The organism is Komagataeibacter ossonobensis, assembly GCF_057359305.1.
Genome location: NZ_JBXAYQ010000005.1, coordinates 45,577 through 60,905, shown reverse-complemented (window position 1 = coordinate 60,905; position 15,329 = coordinate 45,577). Strand labels below are relative to the sequence as shown.

15 protein-coding genes and 1 riboswitch are annotated in these 15,329 nt (G+C 63.6%); of the genes, 5 read left to right on the top strand and 10 right to left on the bottom strand.

Features of this window, described 5'->3' with window-relative positions; genetic code table 11:
• Position 1: 1 nt before the first annotated feature.
• From hpnD to hpnA, 4 genes are all read right to left on the bottom strand, one after another.
• Complete coding sequence (hpnD, locus tag AC1RQ9_RS06055) at positions 2-883, bottom strand: presqualene diphosphate synthase HpnD (RefSeq protein ID WP_193733058.1); 882 nt, start codon at positions 881-883, stop codon at positions 2-4.
• A gap of 83 nt (positions 884-966) precedes the next feature.
• Positions 967-1,830: a squalene synthase HpnC gene (gene hpnC / locus AC1RQ9_RS06050; RefSeq protein ID WP_485986004.1), complete on the bottom strand. Its 864-nt coding sequence runs from the start codon at positions 1,828-1,830 to the stop codon at positions 967-969.
• On the bottom strand, positions 1,827-3,059 hold the full coding sequence (locus AC1RQ9_RS06045) for a glycosyltransferase (RefSeq protein WP_485986003.1): 1,233 nt from the start codon (positions 3,057-3,059) through the stop codon (positions 1,827-1,829). The genes hpnC and AC1RQ9_RS06045 overlap by 4 nt, the downstream gene beginning before the upstream one ends.
• A 10-nt stretch (positions 3,060-3,069) precedes the next feature.
• Positions 3,070-4,065, bottom strand: coding sequence for a hopanoid-associated sugar epimerase (gene hpnA, locus AC1RQ9_RS06040; protein ID WP_010511505.1), 996 nt, complete (start codon positions 4,063-4,065; stop codon positions 3,070-3,072).
• A gap of 194 nt (positions 4,066-4,259) precedes the next feature.
• Here hpnA and AC1RQ9_RS06035 point away from each other — a divergent pair, with 194 nt between their 5' ends.
• Both AC1RQ9_RS06035 and AC1RQ9_RS06030 read left to right on the top strand, forming a co-directional pair.
• Positions 4,260-5,336 carry a lysylphosphatidylglycerol synthase domain-containing protein gene (locus AC1RQ9_RS06035; protein WP_193733061.1) on the top strand — a complete coding sequence of 359 codons (1,077 nt, stop codon included), beginning with the start codon at positions 4,260-4,262 and terminating at the stop codon, positions 5,334-5,336.
• A gap of 47 nt (positions 5,337-5,383) precedes the next feature.
• Entirely contained in the window at positions 5,384-6,286 is a 903-nt protein-coding gene (locus AC1RQ9_RS06030) for a prephenate dehydrogenase/arogenate dehydrogenase family protein (RefSeq protein ID WP_193733062.1), read from the top strand.
• Between the two features lie 127 nt (positions 6,287-6,413).
• Here the strand turns inward: AC1RQ9_RS06030 and pyk are convergent, their stop codons facing one another.
• From pyk to AC1RQ9_RS06010, 4 genes are read right to left on the bottom strand one after another with little or no spacing between them, the layout of a single operon-like run.
• Entirely contained in the window at positions 6,414-7,853 is a 1,440-nt protein-coding gene (gene pyk / locus AC1RQ9_RS06025; RefSeq protein ID WP_485986001.1) for a pyruvate kinase, read from the bottom strand.
• Positions 7,854-7,883: 30 nt separating this feature from the next.
• Entirely contained in the window at positions 7,884-8,846 is a 963-nt protein-coding gene (locus AC1RQ9_RS06020) for an SH3 domain-containing protein (protein WP_485986000.1), read from the bottom strand.
• 15 nt (positions 8,847-8,861) lie between these two features.
• Complete coding sequence (locus AC1RQ9_RS06015; RefSeq protein ID WP_193733067.1) at positions 8,862-9,248, bottom strand: DsrE family protein; 387 nt, start codon at positions 9,246-9,248, stop codon at positions 8,862-8,864.
• Positions 9,245-10,069, bottom strand: a complete 825-nt coding sequence (locus AC1RQ9_RS06010; RefSeq protein ID WP_485985998.1) for a HesA/MoeB/ThiF family protein — start codon at positions 10,067-10,069, stop codon at positions 9,245-9,247. The genes AC1RQ9_RS06015 and AC1RQ9_RS06010 overlap by 4 nt, the downstream gene beginning before the upstream one ends.
• A 197-nt stretch (positions 10,070-10,266) precedes the next feature.
• On the opposite strand from AC1RQ9_RS06010, the gene AC1RQ9_RS06005 reads away from it, so the two are divergent.
• Positions 10,267-10,890 (top strand): DUF2939 domain-containing protein, encoded by a 624-nt coding sequence (locus AC1RQ9_RS06005; RefSeq protein WP_485985997.1) that lies wholly within the window; start codon positions 10,267-10,269, stop codon positions 10,888-10,890.
• Positions 10,891-10,941: 51 nt separating this feature from the next.
• On the opposite strand, the gene AC1RQ9_RS06000 is transcribed toward AC1RQ9_RS06005, so the two are convergent.
• On the bottom strand, positions 10,942-11,169 hold the full coding sequence (locus tag AC1RQ9_RS06000; protein WP_010513711.1) for a DUF3126 family protein: 228 nt from the start codon (positions 11,167-11,169) through the stop codon (positions 10,942-10,944).
• Between the two features lie 292 nt (positions 11,170-11,461).
• On the opposite strand from AC1RQ9_RS06000, the gene AC1RQ9_RS05995 reads away from it, so the two are divergent.
• Positions 11,462-11,995 carry a hypothetical protein gene (locus tag AC1RQ9_RS05995; RefSeq protein WP_485986035.1) on the top strand — a complete coding sequence of 178 codons (534 nt, stop codon included), beginning with the start codon at positions 11,462-11,464 and terminating at the stop codon, positions 11,993-11,995.
• Here AC1RQ9_RS05995 and AC1RQ9_RS05990 read toward each other — a convergent pair.
• Positions 11,967-13,760 (bottom strand): hypothetical protein, encoded by a 1,794-nt coding sequence (locus AC1RQ9_RS05990; protein ID WP_485986034.1) that lies wholly within the window; start codon positions 13,758-13,760, stop codon positions 11,967-11,969. The two genes, AC1RQ9_RS05995 and AC1RQ9_RS05990, sit on opposite strands and share 29 nt — an antisense overlap.
• A 343-nt stretch (positions 13,761-14,103) precedes the next feature.
• On the opposite strand from AC1RQ9_RS05990, the gene AC1RQ9_RS05985 reads away from it, so the two are divergent.
• Positions 14,104-14,994: an MIP/aquaporin family protein gene (locus AC1RQ9_RS05985; protein ID WP_485985996.1), complete on the top strand. Its 891-nt coding sequence runs from the start codon at positions 14,104-14,106 to the stop codon at positions 14,992-14,994.
• Between the two features lie 107 nt (positions 14,995-15,101).
• A riboswitch (FMN riboswitch) is annotated at positions 15,102-15,266 on the top strand.
• The last annotated feature ends 63 nt before the right edge of the window (positions 15,267-15,329 follow it).

The following is a 15,329-nucleotide window of genomic DNA, read 5'->3' as shown; positions in this document are numbered from 1 at the left end:
ATCAGGCCACCAGTGCGCGCAGCGCGACCAGCACCTTGCGCGGGCGGGAAAGGGAAACGCGCTTTTCGGGCGTGCCCCATCCCTGCCGTTCCTGCGCGGCCAGGATGGCGGCGTAGGTCGCGCCCATGACACGCGCGGGCCGCATGGCCGTACGGTCGCACAGTCGCATGGCACGCGAAGCCGCCCGGAAATGGTCATGCGCCCGACCGGCAAGGATACGCCCCACCTGTTCCAGCCGGGGCGCGCGCACCACCGCGTCGGGTTCGGGCACAATGCCAAAGCGTTCCAGCAGTTCGCGCGGCAGATACAGCCGGCCCAGCCGTGCATCCTCCGCCACGTCACGCAGGATGTTGGTGATCTGCAGCGCACGCCCCAGATGATAGGCAACCTGATCCGCATGGACCGAGGAATCGCCAAATACCCGCACCGACAGCCGCCCCACGGCAGACGCCACGCGGTCACAGTACAGGTCGAATGTCGCCTCATCCGGTGCGACGATGGGACCACGGGCATCCATTTCCATCCCGTCGATCACGTCATTGAAGTCCTGCTGGCGCAGATCGAAACGGCGGATGGTCGCCAGCAGCACGCGGTCGATGCCATCACGCGCCTCGCCCGCATACAGCCGGGTAATGCGCGCGCGCCATTCTTCCAGCCTGCGGCACTTGTCGTCCTGCTCGCCTTCATCATCGGCCACGTCATCGACAAGGCGGCAGAAGGCATAGACCGCATACATGCCATACCGCCGGTCGGGCGGCAGGATACGCATTCCCTTGCCAAAGGAGGTGCCAGACCGCACCACGATCTGCTCCACCTCGGCCAGATCGGCGGGATCGCAGCCCAGTACCGGTGCCTCATCATGCCGCGCGCGCAAAAAACCCATTCCCGCGTGTTCCGTTCACTTTACGAATTTCAGTTCCGCCTGTTCTTAGCGGCAATCACGACCAAGGACAAAATCCCGTCCCCTCAGACCAGCGTGCGCACGGCCCCCGCCACCGCGCGCACCACATCCATGCGCGACAGCTTTACCCGGCTTGCGATGGGGTCTTCCACCCGTAGACGCTGCGCCAGACGCTTTGACAGGCCCACGATCACCGCCGCCTCCATGCGCATGCGCCGGTCACGGATCAGGCCGGGCAGCAGCGATGCATGACGGTTCAGTTCATCCACCCGGTCCAGCAGCGCATTGAACACCCGGCGCATGCCCGGCAGCGCATAGCCGTGGCGCAGGTCATCCACCGTGACCCCTTCGCGCGCCAGCCACGGGCGCGGCAGGTAGCAGCGGTCAAGATCACGCAGGTCATCGGCACAGTCCTGCAGGTGGTTGATGATCTGCAGCGCGGTGCACAGCGCGTCGGACGCAGCAAACGTGCCAGCACTCTCCCCATGCAGTTCCAGCAGGAAACGGCCGACGGGATTGGCGGAATAACGGCAGTATTCCTCCAGATCCTCCCACGTATCGTAACGGTTCTTCACCGCATCCTGCCGGAAGGCCACGATCAGGTCGGTGGCGGTATCGGTGGAAACCCCGGTCTGCGCCAGCGTGCGGCCCACGCGCACCGCCGTCTGTGCGTCCGGCCGCTGCGGCGCGGTGCGTTTGCCCAGCACCACGTCCTCCATGGCGTTGAGGCGGGTGATCTTGGCATCCGCATCCAGCCGGTCGGTATCGACGATATCATCAATCACGCGGGCAAAATCATAATAGGCATGGACATGCGGACGCAGCCTGCGGCTGATCAGCAGGGAGCCTACGGGAAAATTCTCGTCCCCGGCATCCTTGCCCGACGAGACATCCTCGCTGCCCCACACGTTCCGCTCATCAGTGTTCACCCTACATCATCCCCCATGCTGCGGTTCATTACGGCTGCGGTGCCCTCACCGCGCATATGTGTCGAAATCGCACCATCCGGTTCGGTATAGGCTCGGTTTTTCCATACCGTGCCCCGCCCCCGATGGTGGTCCAGCGCCGAACCCACCGTCGCCAGCGTATAGAACCCGGCAATGACCGGCAGCAACAGCGCCCATGACGGCGACTGGTTGAAACGCCGCAGGGTGGGGGTGTACGACGCCATGGACATGACCCATGCCCCCGCCCCCAGCAGGCACGGCAGGCCATGGCTGAACAGCGCAAGCTGCAGCGGCACGATCCACACCAGCACCATGCCGATCACGGTCCCCACCAGCATGAGCGGCGAATACCCAAGCTGCACATAGGCCGTGCGCGCCACCATGCGCCAGATATCCGACGGATGGGGATAGGGCCTGATGGAACGGGCCAGGCAGCTATGTCCCAGATAGATCCGGCCGCCACTGTGCTTGATATGGGCGGCCAGCGTGCAGTCATCGATCAGCGCGCCGCGCAGGCTTTCGATCCCGCCAATGCGGGCAAGCGCGCTCCAGCGCACCAGCACCGTGCCTCCTGCCGCCCCCGCAACCCTGCTGCGCGGGTTGTTCACGCTGGCGAAGGGATAGAGCAGCGCGAAAAAGAACACGAACGCCGGGACCAGCATGCGCTCGGCTGGGCTTGCGCAGTTCAGTTCCACCATTTCCGAAACCTGATCCAGCTTCCCCGCCTGCGCCTTGGCCACCAGTGTCGAGACATGGCGCGGGTCATGGGTGATGTCCGCATCGGTCAGCAGCACGAAACCACTGGAATCGGGCACCATCTCGCGCGCCCGGGCAACACCCTGCGCCACGGCCCACAGCTTGCCGCTCCAGCCGGCCGGCCGCGCCTTTCCGCTGACCACTGTCAGCCGGCGCCGGGGGTCGGGCACGGATCGCGCCAGCCGCCCCGTACCATCGGTGCTGTTGTCGTCAACCAGAATGACGTGCAGCAGGCCGGGATAATCCTGCGCCAGCAGCGACGCGATGCACTGTTTGACCGACGGGGCCTCGTCCCGCGCGGGCACCACGATGCAGACTTCGGGGCAGTCCGCGCGTTCAAGCTGCGCGCCCCGCACGGGGGAGAGGACCGGCCCGGCCTGCCAGAACCAGCCATGACAGAAAATCAGCCCGATCCAGATAACGAACACCAGAATGGATAGGGGAAGCAGTAACATGACAGGGTCCTCAATCCAGCATTCCATGCTGTCGGAACCAGTCAATCGCGTCCTTCACCGCCTCACGCGCGGGACGGGGGGCATAGCCCAGTTCCCGGATCGCCTTGTCAGAGGAAAAGAACATCTTCTTGTGTGACATGGCCAACATTTCGGTCGTGACCCTTGGCGCGATGCCAAAGGCGCGCGACAGCCATTCGCTGGCCACGGCCACGGGCCAGATCACGGCCTGCGGCAGGCTTATGCGCGGCGGGGCCACGCCCGCGATTTCCGCCGTCATGGCAAACAGGTCGCGCAGCAGGTAATTCTGGCCGCCAAGGATGTATTTTTCCCCGATCCGACCCCGTTCCAGCGCCAGCGCGTGCCCTTCGGCCACGTCATCCACATGCACGATGTTCACGCCGGTATCGACATAGGCCGGCATACGGCCCGCCGCGCAGTCCAGGATCATCTGCCCCGTGGGCGTGGGCTTGATGTCACGGGGGCCCACGGGGGTGGACGGGTTCACGATCACGGCAGGCAGCGCGCGTTCATGCACCAGGCGCAGGACTTCCTGCTCGGCGCGGTATTTGGACCGCTTGTAGATGCCGATCACGCCATGTTCATGGACCGGCGTTTCCTCATCGGAAATCGTACCATCCCCGATCAGGCCAAGGGCGGCGACGGATGAACAGTACACGATCCGCTCCACCCCGGCCTTCTGTGCGGCCAGCATCAACGCGCGCGTGCCTTCGACGTTGGCGATCATCATCGGCACCGGGTCAGGCACCCACAGCCGGTAATCCGCCGCCACGTGGAACACGTAGCGGCAGCCCTTTACCGCCGCGTCAAAGCTGTCGGGGGTGGACAGGTCCCCTTCCACCAGTTCGGCGGGAAGGTCACGCAGGTTGGTCAGGTCGCTTCCCTTGCGCACCATGAGCCGGAGTGTATGGCCACGCTCCACCAGATTACGGGCAACGGCGGAGCCGACAAAACCGGTCGCACCGGTTACAAGGGTTGGGGCAGTCATGGTCTGAACGATCGCTCCGTCAGGGGACAGAAATCACGATTGCGATTACGGACTCGCAACCAGGGGGCGTTCCATTTATCCCGACACCTCCCGGTGGCGCCAGACCCTGCTGTAGTGTAAGTCAGGCACAACCGGCCAGTGCGGCACGAATTTTACCCGGTGTTCCCACGCCAACAGACCAAGACGGATCTTTTTTGAGAAAGCTCACCATCCTGCTGGCCATCCTTGGCCTGGCCCTGCTTACAGGCTGCACTGCGTGGCTTGGCGCGGGTTCGGTCATGAAGGCCATCGTCTCCATCGGGTTCACCGGTTTCATGGCGACCGTCATGGCCCAGCTTGCAGTCGATGCAATACTGGGTCTTGCGTGGCACGCAGCTTGCCGGGATATTCCGTTCGTGCAGCTGCTGGTTTCGCGCATGATTCGTGACGCCGCCGCGTCCTGCCTGCCGTTTTCACAGCTGGGCGGCATGGTGCTGGGGATCAGGGCCACGTGTTCGAGCGACCTGTTCGCCGGGGCGAAGGGCCGCCATGTGGATGGGAGCGAGGCCGCCTGCGCCAACCTGGTGGACATCACCACCGAAGTCATGGGCCAGATCCTGTTCATCCTGACCGCCGTGGCGTGCCTGGTGGCCCACCAGCAGTCCAGCCCCTTTGCCCGTCCGGTCATGATCGGCCTCGTGCTTCTGAGCATGGGCATCGCGGGCTTCATCTATACCCAGCGCCGCGGGGGTGACCTGCTCAAGCGCGCGGGCAAGATGCTGGGCAACAACATGGCTGCCCAGTGGCAGGACGCGATGCTGAGCAGTGCGGACAGCATACAGGAACGCTTTGACGCCATCTGGTCCCATCCCAGCCGCATCGTGCAGGGCGCGCTGCTGCATTACGTGGGCTGGCTGGGCAGTGCGGCGACGATCTGGGTGGCCTATTACTTCCTTGGCGCGCATCTCGGCTTCGGTGGCGCCATCGCGATCGAGGGCGTGGCCTGCGGCATCATGTCCGTCTCGTTCCTGGTGCCGGCGGGACTGGGTGTGCAGGAAGCCGCCTACATGGCCCTTGGTTCCGCCTTTGGCATCGCGCCTTCCGTCTCGCTGGGGCTGTCGCTGCTGCGGCGCGGGCGTGAACTGGTGATCGGGATTCCCATGCTTCTGCTGTGGCAGGCGATGGAAATGCGTGCCTTGCGCCGCCGCTCCACACAAGGGGAAACCGCACCGGCCGCCGCCCCCGTCTCCATTCACGATTCCACCCCACCCACGGACATCACGCGGGATTGATCCCGCATGCGTCCCGTGCCCCTTCAGACAGACAGACATTTCCCATCATGACGGACCAAACCGTACCCCTGTTCGATACGCTGGTCATTATCGGCCCTGGCCTGATCGGATCATCCATCCTGCGCCGGGGGATGGAAGACCGACGCATCGCGCGCCGGCTGGTGGCCTGTGACATAAGCCCTGAAGTCCGCGCCCGCGTGGCCGAGTTGGGCATTGCCGATGTCGTGGAATCCGATCCGGCCACGGCCGCGCGGGATGCGGACTGTGTCATCATATGCGTGCCCGTGGGCGCGATCGCCATGGTGGCGGCCCAGGTCATGCCCGTCATGAAAAAGGGGGCGATCCTGAGCGAAGTGGGATCGGTCAAGGTCACGGTGATGGAGGCGATGCAGCCGCTGCTGACCCGGTATCCCGATATTGCCTTCGTGCCCGCGCACCCCATGGCGGGCACCGAATTTTCAGGCCCGGATGCAGGCTTCGCCACCCTGTTCGAGGACCGTTGGTGCCTGCTGACCCCGCCCACGCACACACCGGAAGCCGCCATTGCCCGCATCACGGCATTATGGGAAATGATGGGCGCGCGCGTGCGCAGCATGACCGTTGACCATCATGACCGTGTCTGCGCCATTGTCAGCCACCTGCCGCACCTGCTGGCCTTCACCATATGCGGCACGGCGGATGACCTGGCGGATGAAACACGGTCGGAAGTGCTGGATTTCGCGGCGTCGGGCTTTCGCGACTTCACGCGCATTGCGGCGTCCGATCCGACCATGTGGCGCGACATCTTCCTGAACAATCGCGAGGCGCTGCTGGACATGCTCGACCGCTTCATCGCGGATGCGCAGGCCATGGGCGACGCCATCCGCACGGGCAATGAGGACGTGATCGTCAGCCGTATCCAGCGCAGCCGCGCCATCCGGCGCAGCCTGATCGAAAACCGGCAGGCCTGAATAAACGATTATTTTAAAGAACTGATTTATAAAAACAGAAGTTTTTGGTGAAGCTTTTTTCAAAAAGCTTCAGGAAACGCCGCCTTTTTGAAAAAGGCGGCATCCAAAGACTTCTGATAATGCCTGATCAGGTAACCGTGGCGATCCGCAGCGTGTTGGTGCTGCCCGCCACCCCGAACGGCAGGCCCGCGACGATCACCACCGCATCCCCCACCGCGCCATAGCCATCACCCTTTGTCACTGACAGCGCCTGGTCCACCACGCTTTCGATATTATGGACCGGCGTTTCCTGTCCCACGGATACCGCCTGCACGCCCCATGCAACCGCCAGCCTGCGGGCAATGTCATCGGTCGGGGTCAGGCCAAGGATGGTGCAGGTGGGCCGTTCACGCGCAATACGCAGCGCGGTGCGACCCGACAGGGTAAAGGCCACCACGGCTGCGGCATCAAGGGTGGATGAAATCTGGCGCGCGGCGGCGGCAATGGCGCCGGGCACGTCATGTTCCGGATCAGGGCTGGATGTTTCCATCTGGCGACGCCAGACCTCGTCCTCCTCCACCCGGCGCACGATCCGGTCCATGATGGCGACCGCTTCACGCGGGTATGACCCTACCGCCGTTTCAGCCGACAGCATGACGGCGTCCGCCCCGTCAAACACCGCCGTCGCCACGTCCGATGCCTCCGCCCGGGTGGGCGTCGGGGCATGGACCATGCTTTCCAGCATCTGGGTCGCCACCACGACCGGGCGACCAAGCTGCCGGGCAATGCGGATGATGCGTTTCTGCGCCAGCGGCACGCGTTCGGGCGGCAGTTCGACCCCCAGGTCGCCACGCGCCACCATCACCGCGTCCGACAGGGCGACGATTTCATGCAGGTTGTCCATCGCCTGCGGCTTTTCCAGCTTGGTCATGATCCATGCCCGGCCCGCCGCCAGTTGCCGGGCCTCACGCACGTCCTCGGGACGCTGCACGAAGGACAGGCCGACATATTCGATGCCAAGGTCCAGCGCGAAGGCCATGTCAGCCCGGTCCTTGTCTGTCAGCGCGGGGATGGGCAGGACCACATCGGGCACATTGACCCCCTTGTGATCCGACAACGGACCACCAAGCACCACCTCGGTAAAAAGGAAGTCATCGCCACGGTCAAATATCCGCAGCGCCAGCCTGCCATCATCCAGCAGCAGCGTGCTGCCCACGGCGGCGGCAGTGATGATTTCGGGATGCGGCAGGCAGACCCGTGTCTCGTTCCCCGGCGTGGGATCAAGATCCAGCCGGAAGCGTGCGCCCGCGCTCAACTGCACCTTTCCATTGGAAAAATTGCCCACGCGCAGTTTTGGCCCCTGCACATCGGCCAGAATGCCAATCGGGCGCCCCAGTTCGGCCTCCACATTGCGGATCACGGCATGACGGGCGGCGTGGTCGGCATGGGTGCCATGGGAAAAATTCAGCCGGAACACATCAACCCCCGCCACCGCCAGCGCGCGAATGGTCGCGTGGTCCGTGGTGGCCGGACCCAGTGTCGAGACAATCTTGGTCCGGCGCATGGCGCGATAGGGTTTATCCGGCATTTTCTTCTCCAGCCCGTTTACGATCAACCGTCAGGAAGGGGATATGACCTCCTGCGGCAACAGCCCCCACACGGCGCTGCGTTCCAGCCATCCGCTGTACTGCTTGACCGATACCTTGCACCATGACGTACCCGCCTGGCACTGCCGCAGCGTGCCCACCACGCCGGGACGCAGCACGGCCACGACGGGCGATGTCGTGCTGGCGTCCGAACGCAGCATGACAGCCCCCCTGATATCCGCTGCGTCAGCCGCGTCCGCCACATGACCGACAATACGGGTATCCGCCCGGCCGATCACGTCGGTTTCCTTGGCGGCAGGCTGTCCTGCCTGCTGGGCATCGCCCTGTGGGGGCAGTCCCGGAATGACAAACGTGCGCGTTCCCACCAGGGTTGCCTGATGGACCCAGCCCTTCTGGCCATCCGAATCCTCCACCAGGCGCCAGACATCGAATTCGCGCTCGATCTTCACCGGCAGGCCACGGCGATGGTACACCCAGTCAATGGGATAGCGCTGGCCCGGCCCGGTGCGCAGGTTAACCTCATCCGCGCGGAAGGCGGCAAAGCGCGGCAGCGGCAGGCCGGTCACGCTGCCCTTCGTATTGTCCACCGGGGCAAGGGCCGCGGGCGCATCCGGCGGCGTGGCCGCATGCGCGGGCGGCGGCGGGGCGCTACCGGCAACCGCGGCAGCCCCTGCTGTCCCGGCCGCAACCCCCGCCGCCGCACCGGCGGCAGCGGCTGCGTGATGATGGTGATGCGCCCCGGCCGCATGGGCTTTCTTCTCCTTGCCCGCATGGGCATGGGCGGACGTGGCCTCGGCGGTTTTGGCATGGTGGGCATGATGGTGCGTCGTGGCCTGTGCCACGGCACGGTCCATATGCCCCCCACCCATGACCAGCACGGCCGCACAGGCTGCCAGATATCCCCACCGCACGGGGGTGCGGGACGGCACGCTGGCCGGTCGCGCAAGGAATTCATGCCGCACGCACTGCGCCATCGTGTTCTCTTGTCCTTACAGGGTTATGATCTGCCGCCCCCGGGCGGCTTCAAGGAAAGTCGGGACACCCGCCACCTGCACGCAGGGCAGCAGACGGTCCGCAGGAAGATCGCACAGTTTCAGCGCCGCTTCACAGGCCATAAATGTCGCATCCAGTTCAATCGCCGCGTCACGTAACGTATCCATGCCCGCGACCCCACGCGCGCGCACCAATGCGTCGTCACCCGCATCATGCAGCCCGCTCCAGTCACGCGCCAGCGCATGCACCCCACGTCCCGCCGCAAACACGATGACGGGCCGGCCAATGGCCAGCGCCCCCGCCGCCAGCACGAAGGCATAATGCGCACGGGCGTACGCCCCATCATATAACAGGATGGCCATGGCTCCATCGTCCCCCATCATGATGCCGCTCCTTCGGGCACGCCACAGGCCATGGGGGCGGCGTCACGATGGGCGGACAGATCATGGATGGTGGGGTGTGCGCCACATAATGCGCAGTCGGGATCAGTCGGCAGGGTAATGGTGTGGAAGCGCATGGCCAGCGCGTCCCATACCAGCAGCCGCCCGGCAAGACTTTCACCGATACCGAGGATTTCCTTCAGCGCCTCGGTCGCCTGCAACGTGCCCATCACGCCCGTCACCGCGCCGAACACACCCGCTTCGGCGCAGGATGGCACCGTGCCCACGGGTGGTGCTTCGGGATACAGGCAGCGATAGCACGGGCCACCGGGGCGGAAGGTGGACAACTGCCCCTCAAACCGCAGCACGGCGGCGGAAATCAGGGTCCGTCCCTCCAGCGCGCAGGCATCGGCCACCAGGTAGCGGGTGGCGAAATTGTCGCAGCCATCACAGACAAGGTCATAGTCACGCACCAGCGTGCGCGCATTGGCGGCGGTCAGCCGGACGTTATGACAATCCACTTGTGTTCCCGGATTGATCGCATGCATGGCGTGGGCGGCCGACTCGACTTTCGGCTGACCGATCCGGTCGGTCACATGCGCGACCTGCCGCTGCAGGTTGGACAGTTCGACCACGTCATCATCAACCAGCCCGATGCGTCCCACCCCCGCCGCCGCAAGATACAGGGCAACGGGTGAACCGAGTCCGCCCGCGCCAACAATCAGAACACTGGCCTTTTTCAGGGCTTCCTGCCCCGTTCCGCCAACTTCGGGCAGCAGGATGTGGCGCGCGTAGCGCTGGATCTCGTCCTCTGAAAAATTCATCCCTGCCTCCTGGCCTGGTCTGTCACGCAACCATGGCCGATATACCGCGTCCGTTGCGTGATGCAGCCGGAAGCGACGGGCATACGATCACGATTACGTGATAATTTCTTCAGCCAATCATGAAACCAATGCATGCCGGATATGTTTCCAGTATAGTCTAGGAAAGCCGCGAAACCATATGGGGGGAGTATAAATCAATGTCTTATCTTTCCCGCATGGAAATTCCCGACAGCGTTGCCGCCCTGCGCCGCCAGCAGGCGCGATGGGTCTGCGCCGGCACGCTGGCGGCAGCGACTTCACTCTATGCGGCGTCGCCATTTTTCACGCTGTGGTCCATCACCTCGGCCATCCGAACGCATGACATGGGCAGCCTGAACACCTGTCTCAAATGGGAATCGGTGCGCAACGGGCTGAAGACACAGGCGGTCGATAGCCTGATTGGCCCCCCGCATGCGGACGACGAACTGCCGGAATTCGGCGCATCCTTCGCGTCCTCCGCCGTGTCGAACGCCATTGATGAGGAAGTGCGCCCTGACAAGCTGGGCATGCTGGTGGATCACCTGATGCCGCAGGAACAGCCCAGTACGCCACAGACACTGTTTGGCCTGATGCGGCATGTGCATATGCATTTCACCCATCCGGGCGTGTTCGAGGCAAGCGTCATCATGCCCGGGCATGAAAATGAAACGCCACTGCGCCTGCAGATGCGCATCCATGCCTTCCAGTGGAAGATCCATCACATAGACCTGCCTGCCCCCCGGCACGCGCCACTGGTCGAAGCTTCGGCCGGGCCCGTGCCCCAGCCGGTCACACAGCCCTGATACGGCTGTAACGGGCGGGCGTTCCCGCCCGCCATGTGGCCAGAAACAGGATTACTTCGGCGCGGGCAGGTCTTCTTCCAGCACGGTCATGTGGACAGCATAGGACACTTCACCTTCGTCCTCGTCACGGTGGACGGTACCCACCACTTCACCATTGACCGCCAGTTCAACGGACAGACCGGCACGCGGCGGCGCATTGACCGTCAGCCCCGGTGAACCCAGCAGACGACGCAGGCAGACCTGAAGACGCGAAATTTCGGAAGAGGACATGGCAGCCATGAAACGTATGTTCTCCAAAATGGCAGGACCCGCCAGAAACAGGATCGGGGCCGGATATGGCCCGGTAGTCAACGCGCGTGGCAGGTCCGGTCAGGATCGCGCGGCTGCCCCGTGACATGTGCGGGCATCGCCGCAGGCTATAGGCATATGTGTCCGCCCCTGCAACCGCATGCCCATGATTTTCCCCGGCATCGCCGCGTCCCCGCCACGATTCCCCTGTTTCCTGACCATAGCGCAACACCAGTAAGAAGGGAGAACAAAGACCATGTGCCTACGATCTTTTCCCCGGCTGATGCTGCTTGTGGCCCTGCTTGCTCCCCCCATCGGGCTGACAGCGCTTGCAGCCAGCCTGCCGCAGTCCGGTCCCTCCGCAACCGAAACCGGCATGGACCTGAACGCGCGCACCCTGTCACGCCAGATCCATGAAGATGGCGCGGAAGCCACCGTCAGGACACTGGACACGCACCGGGCATGGCCCCGCCTGCGCCGGGCCGTGGCAGCGGGGTGGGATGGATGGATTGAACTTGTGCCCGACCTGATCGCCCATACGGATGACGCGACAGCCCGCCAGCTGCGCACGGCCCTGCGGCAGGCGCTGCCACGTAATCCGCATGCTGTCCTGTCGGTGCTGGACCCCGGCAATGGACCACTGCTGGGCGCGGGAGCGCTGTGCACGCCCCATGGCATGCCCGCACGCTGGGCCCATGACAGCATGCGCGCCATCAGCGCCGAACATGACATTCACCTGACCCATCAGGTCAATGACTGCCTTGCGGCGCTGTCAGCCAGTACGGCGGTTACTGGAAAGGCAAATAGCGGAACGTAACGTAAATGGTATTGCCCCCGGTGGTGGGGGATGCCCCGTCACCGCCCTTATAGGCCAGTTTGCGCAGATAGGTGTACTGCACGCCGCTCATCACCGCGCCATAGCCACCCTGCAGCACATGCCACCAGCCGCCCACCGTCAGGTCGGCCAGGGTATGGGTCTGGGCGTCACATCTGCCACCGCTGATCTGTTCCACGTTGCAGCTGCTCAGCGCGAGGTCATTCACCCCATAGCCATACTGGTAGCCATTCGCGTTATAGGTGCGCCGCCCGGCACTTTCCACGCCACCATACAGATAGACCAGCAGGTTGGGGGTCGGATGGCCGATCAGCCCCATGCTGCCGATGATTTCGGGAATTGGCGCGGGCGTGCCATTGGCCTTGAACGTGGCATCAGGCAGCATGCCGGGGCCATAGCGGCCGATCCCCTCGCCCGCCAGCACGTTACCGGTAAACTGCAGGTAGCGGGGAATGACATGCACCGTCACGTCACCACCAACGCCACCGGCGAAGGACACCCGTTCACGGATCGGGCCATTCGGGGCCTGCGCCATGGCCTTGAACCAGCGCGCAAGGCCATAGATTTCGTAATGGGCGGGCTTGGTGTCCAGCGCGCCTTTCAGCACGATATCAGGGGCGACATCCATACTGTATTTGGCATTGGGGTTGAGCATGCCGGAGCCTGCGTTGCTGTACAGCAGGGTCGTGCCGGATGATGCGATCGTATCATCGCTTGCCCCCGTCAGCATGGCGTGGCTGCCGCCATTGGCGGCATAGGCCACCTGCGGCGCTTCCAGCGACAGCCCCAGCCACCATTTGCGCCCGAAATCCTTGATGAAGCGGATCTGTGGCACGCGGGTGAACACGATACCCGGTATCTGGTTGTTATCGACCACGGGCGGCAGCTGTTCATGACGCGACAGCAGGCCCTGCGTATAGCCGGTGGTCAGGCTCCATGCCTGCCCCGCCAGCACGTGGAAGCCCCATTTCGTGTTGCTGTAGGTCATGTACGCCTGACGGATTCGCGGCGTGTAGCTGTTGGTCTGGTAACTGTTGGCCGTGCCTGCGGCCCCCCCGAAATCGGTTTCGATATAGCCTGACAGGGTCTCGTCCTTGGTGGGAGATCCCTGCAGCAACACGCTCAGACGTGTCAGCTGCGCGGAGGGACGATATTCCCCCGTATGCGCATTGGGGCTGTTGGCATAGGGGAAGCTGCCCCAGCTTGTGGCGGGACCGCTGGTCAGGTTCTTGCTGCGGTAGATGTTCGAAAAATCAATGAAGCCACCCAGACGCACCGACACCCCGCCAATGCGGAAAATGGGCGGCAGGCTGTCCACGCCCGTCTGGGTAATGGCCAGCGGGCTGGAGGAATCAAGGTCAAGCCTGGGCTGCGCGGGGACGATGGATTCCGTCATGGTGTTTTCAGCCGCAGCCTGCGCCTGCGCGTCATCCGACAGGGTCGGGCCACCAATGGTCAGGCGCGACAGGTCGGGCATGGCCGTGATCTGTCCCATCGTGCTGCCGCCCGATGCCCCCCCGCCCGACGGGTGGCCGCCGGACCGCAGCGTGCGCCCGGCCAGGACATGCTGGCTGCCATGCGTCATGCCATGACGGGATTCCAGCTGTTCGACCTTGGCTTCCAGCCGCCGCATTTCGGCATGAAGGGCACGGATTTCCGCCATGTCGTCCGCACGCGCATCATCGGCCACGGCCATGCCACCCAGCATGACCATCAACCCGCCGAGCAACAGGCGCGGGCGCCGCATTCCGTCAGGATGACAGGAAAAACGATCCACTTTCCAACAGTAATCCATCAGTCTGGCGCGTCTGCCCCTGAACATGCGGTTAATAAAAAAACCTGTACGCACCCGCTGCATGTACTGATGATGAATACAGTAACAAACGGACACGGCAGATAAAAACCGATCCCTTCCTTATCCGCCACATGCCGGATGGAATAGAGGAATGGCTCGACACCCTATATAGAAAAAACGTTCAACTGCTATGCATTAACTATTCTCATGCACGGCATATATTCGCATGATTTCGTTTATTTCACACCATTCCTCCCCTTAACTCAAGACCTCTACATGCTTGAATGAAGGAGTAATGGACATGACCGCAGCCCGGCTGCCCGGTTCCCACCCCATTGAGGACCGGCCACTCGCCGGGGCGCCGCACCCCGATCATCCCTTTCACTGGAAACTGTATGGCTGCGAACTGGTGGCGACAGTAGCGCTTATGATCTGCGGGATCGTGTCCGTCACGGTACTGACCACACCCTATACCGCCATTGGCCAAATGCTTGCCCCCCACCCGATCGTGCAGACGGCGCTGTGCGGGCTGTTCTTCGGGCTGTCGGGCACGGTTGCGGCGTTCACCCCGTTCGGGCGGGTCAGCGGGGCGCATGTCAGTCCCTCCGTCTCGCTGGCGTTCAGCCTTGCGGGACGGCTGGGGATTGTGGACCTGTGCGGGTATGTGGCGGCCCAGATGACGGGGGCATACGTCGCGACCCTGCTGCTTGCGGCCCTGGGGCATGTCCTGCCCGTATGGGGGCGGATGGTGCAGGCTTCCGCCTATGCCGCGACCGTGCCCTTTTCAGGGGTCGCCATCATGTGGCCGCTGGTGACCGAAATCGTACTGACGGCACTGCTGGTGCTGATGCTGTGCTACCTTGCGGGCCATCCCGTGCTGAAATGGGTGACGCCGTGGGCGGGGGGACTGTTCTTCCTTGTGTGCAACCCGGTGTCCGCATGGCTGTCGGGCAACAGTTCCAATCTTGCACGCAGCTTCGGCCCGGCCATGGTCGCGGGACAGTGGGAGTCGTTCTGGATCTATGCGCTGGGACCCTTCATGGGGGCTGCGCTGGCGATATGGCTGATCCGATCCCGCCTGCTGGGCCGGATCGAGGTGGAGGAAGCACGGCTGGTCAATTTCGGCCATCATGGCCGCATTCCCTCCCTTCTGCATCCCGGTCGCCATGCCGGGGAGAAGGACTGAAATCACGACAAATTATAGTGGTTAGCCAACGTGGTACTTGCAATTCGTTAAAATCATTCCCAAGATCATTCCACTGAATGGCGAATCGGGCGGCAAGCCCGGTCCGCAGGCGTTCTCAGGGCGGGGCGAAATTCCCCACCGGCGGTGTTTGTTCCCTGTAACAGGGGCACATAAGTCCGCGAGCGCCCGGTCGCAGCACATGCGGACGGGGTCAAGCAGATCCGGTGCAATTCCGGAACCGACGGTTACAGTCCGGATGAGAGAGAACGGAAACTATGGTCCTGCCTTCCATCCGTGAAGGCAGGTGGATGGTTTTACGCGCCCTGGGTCCGTCC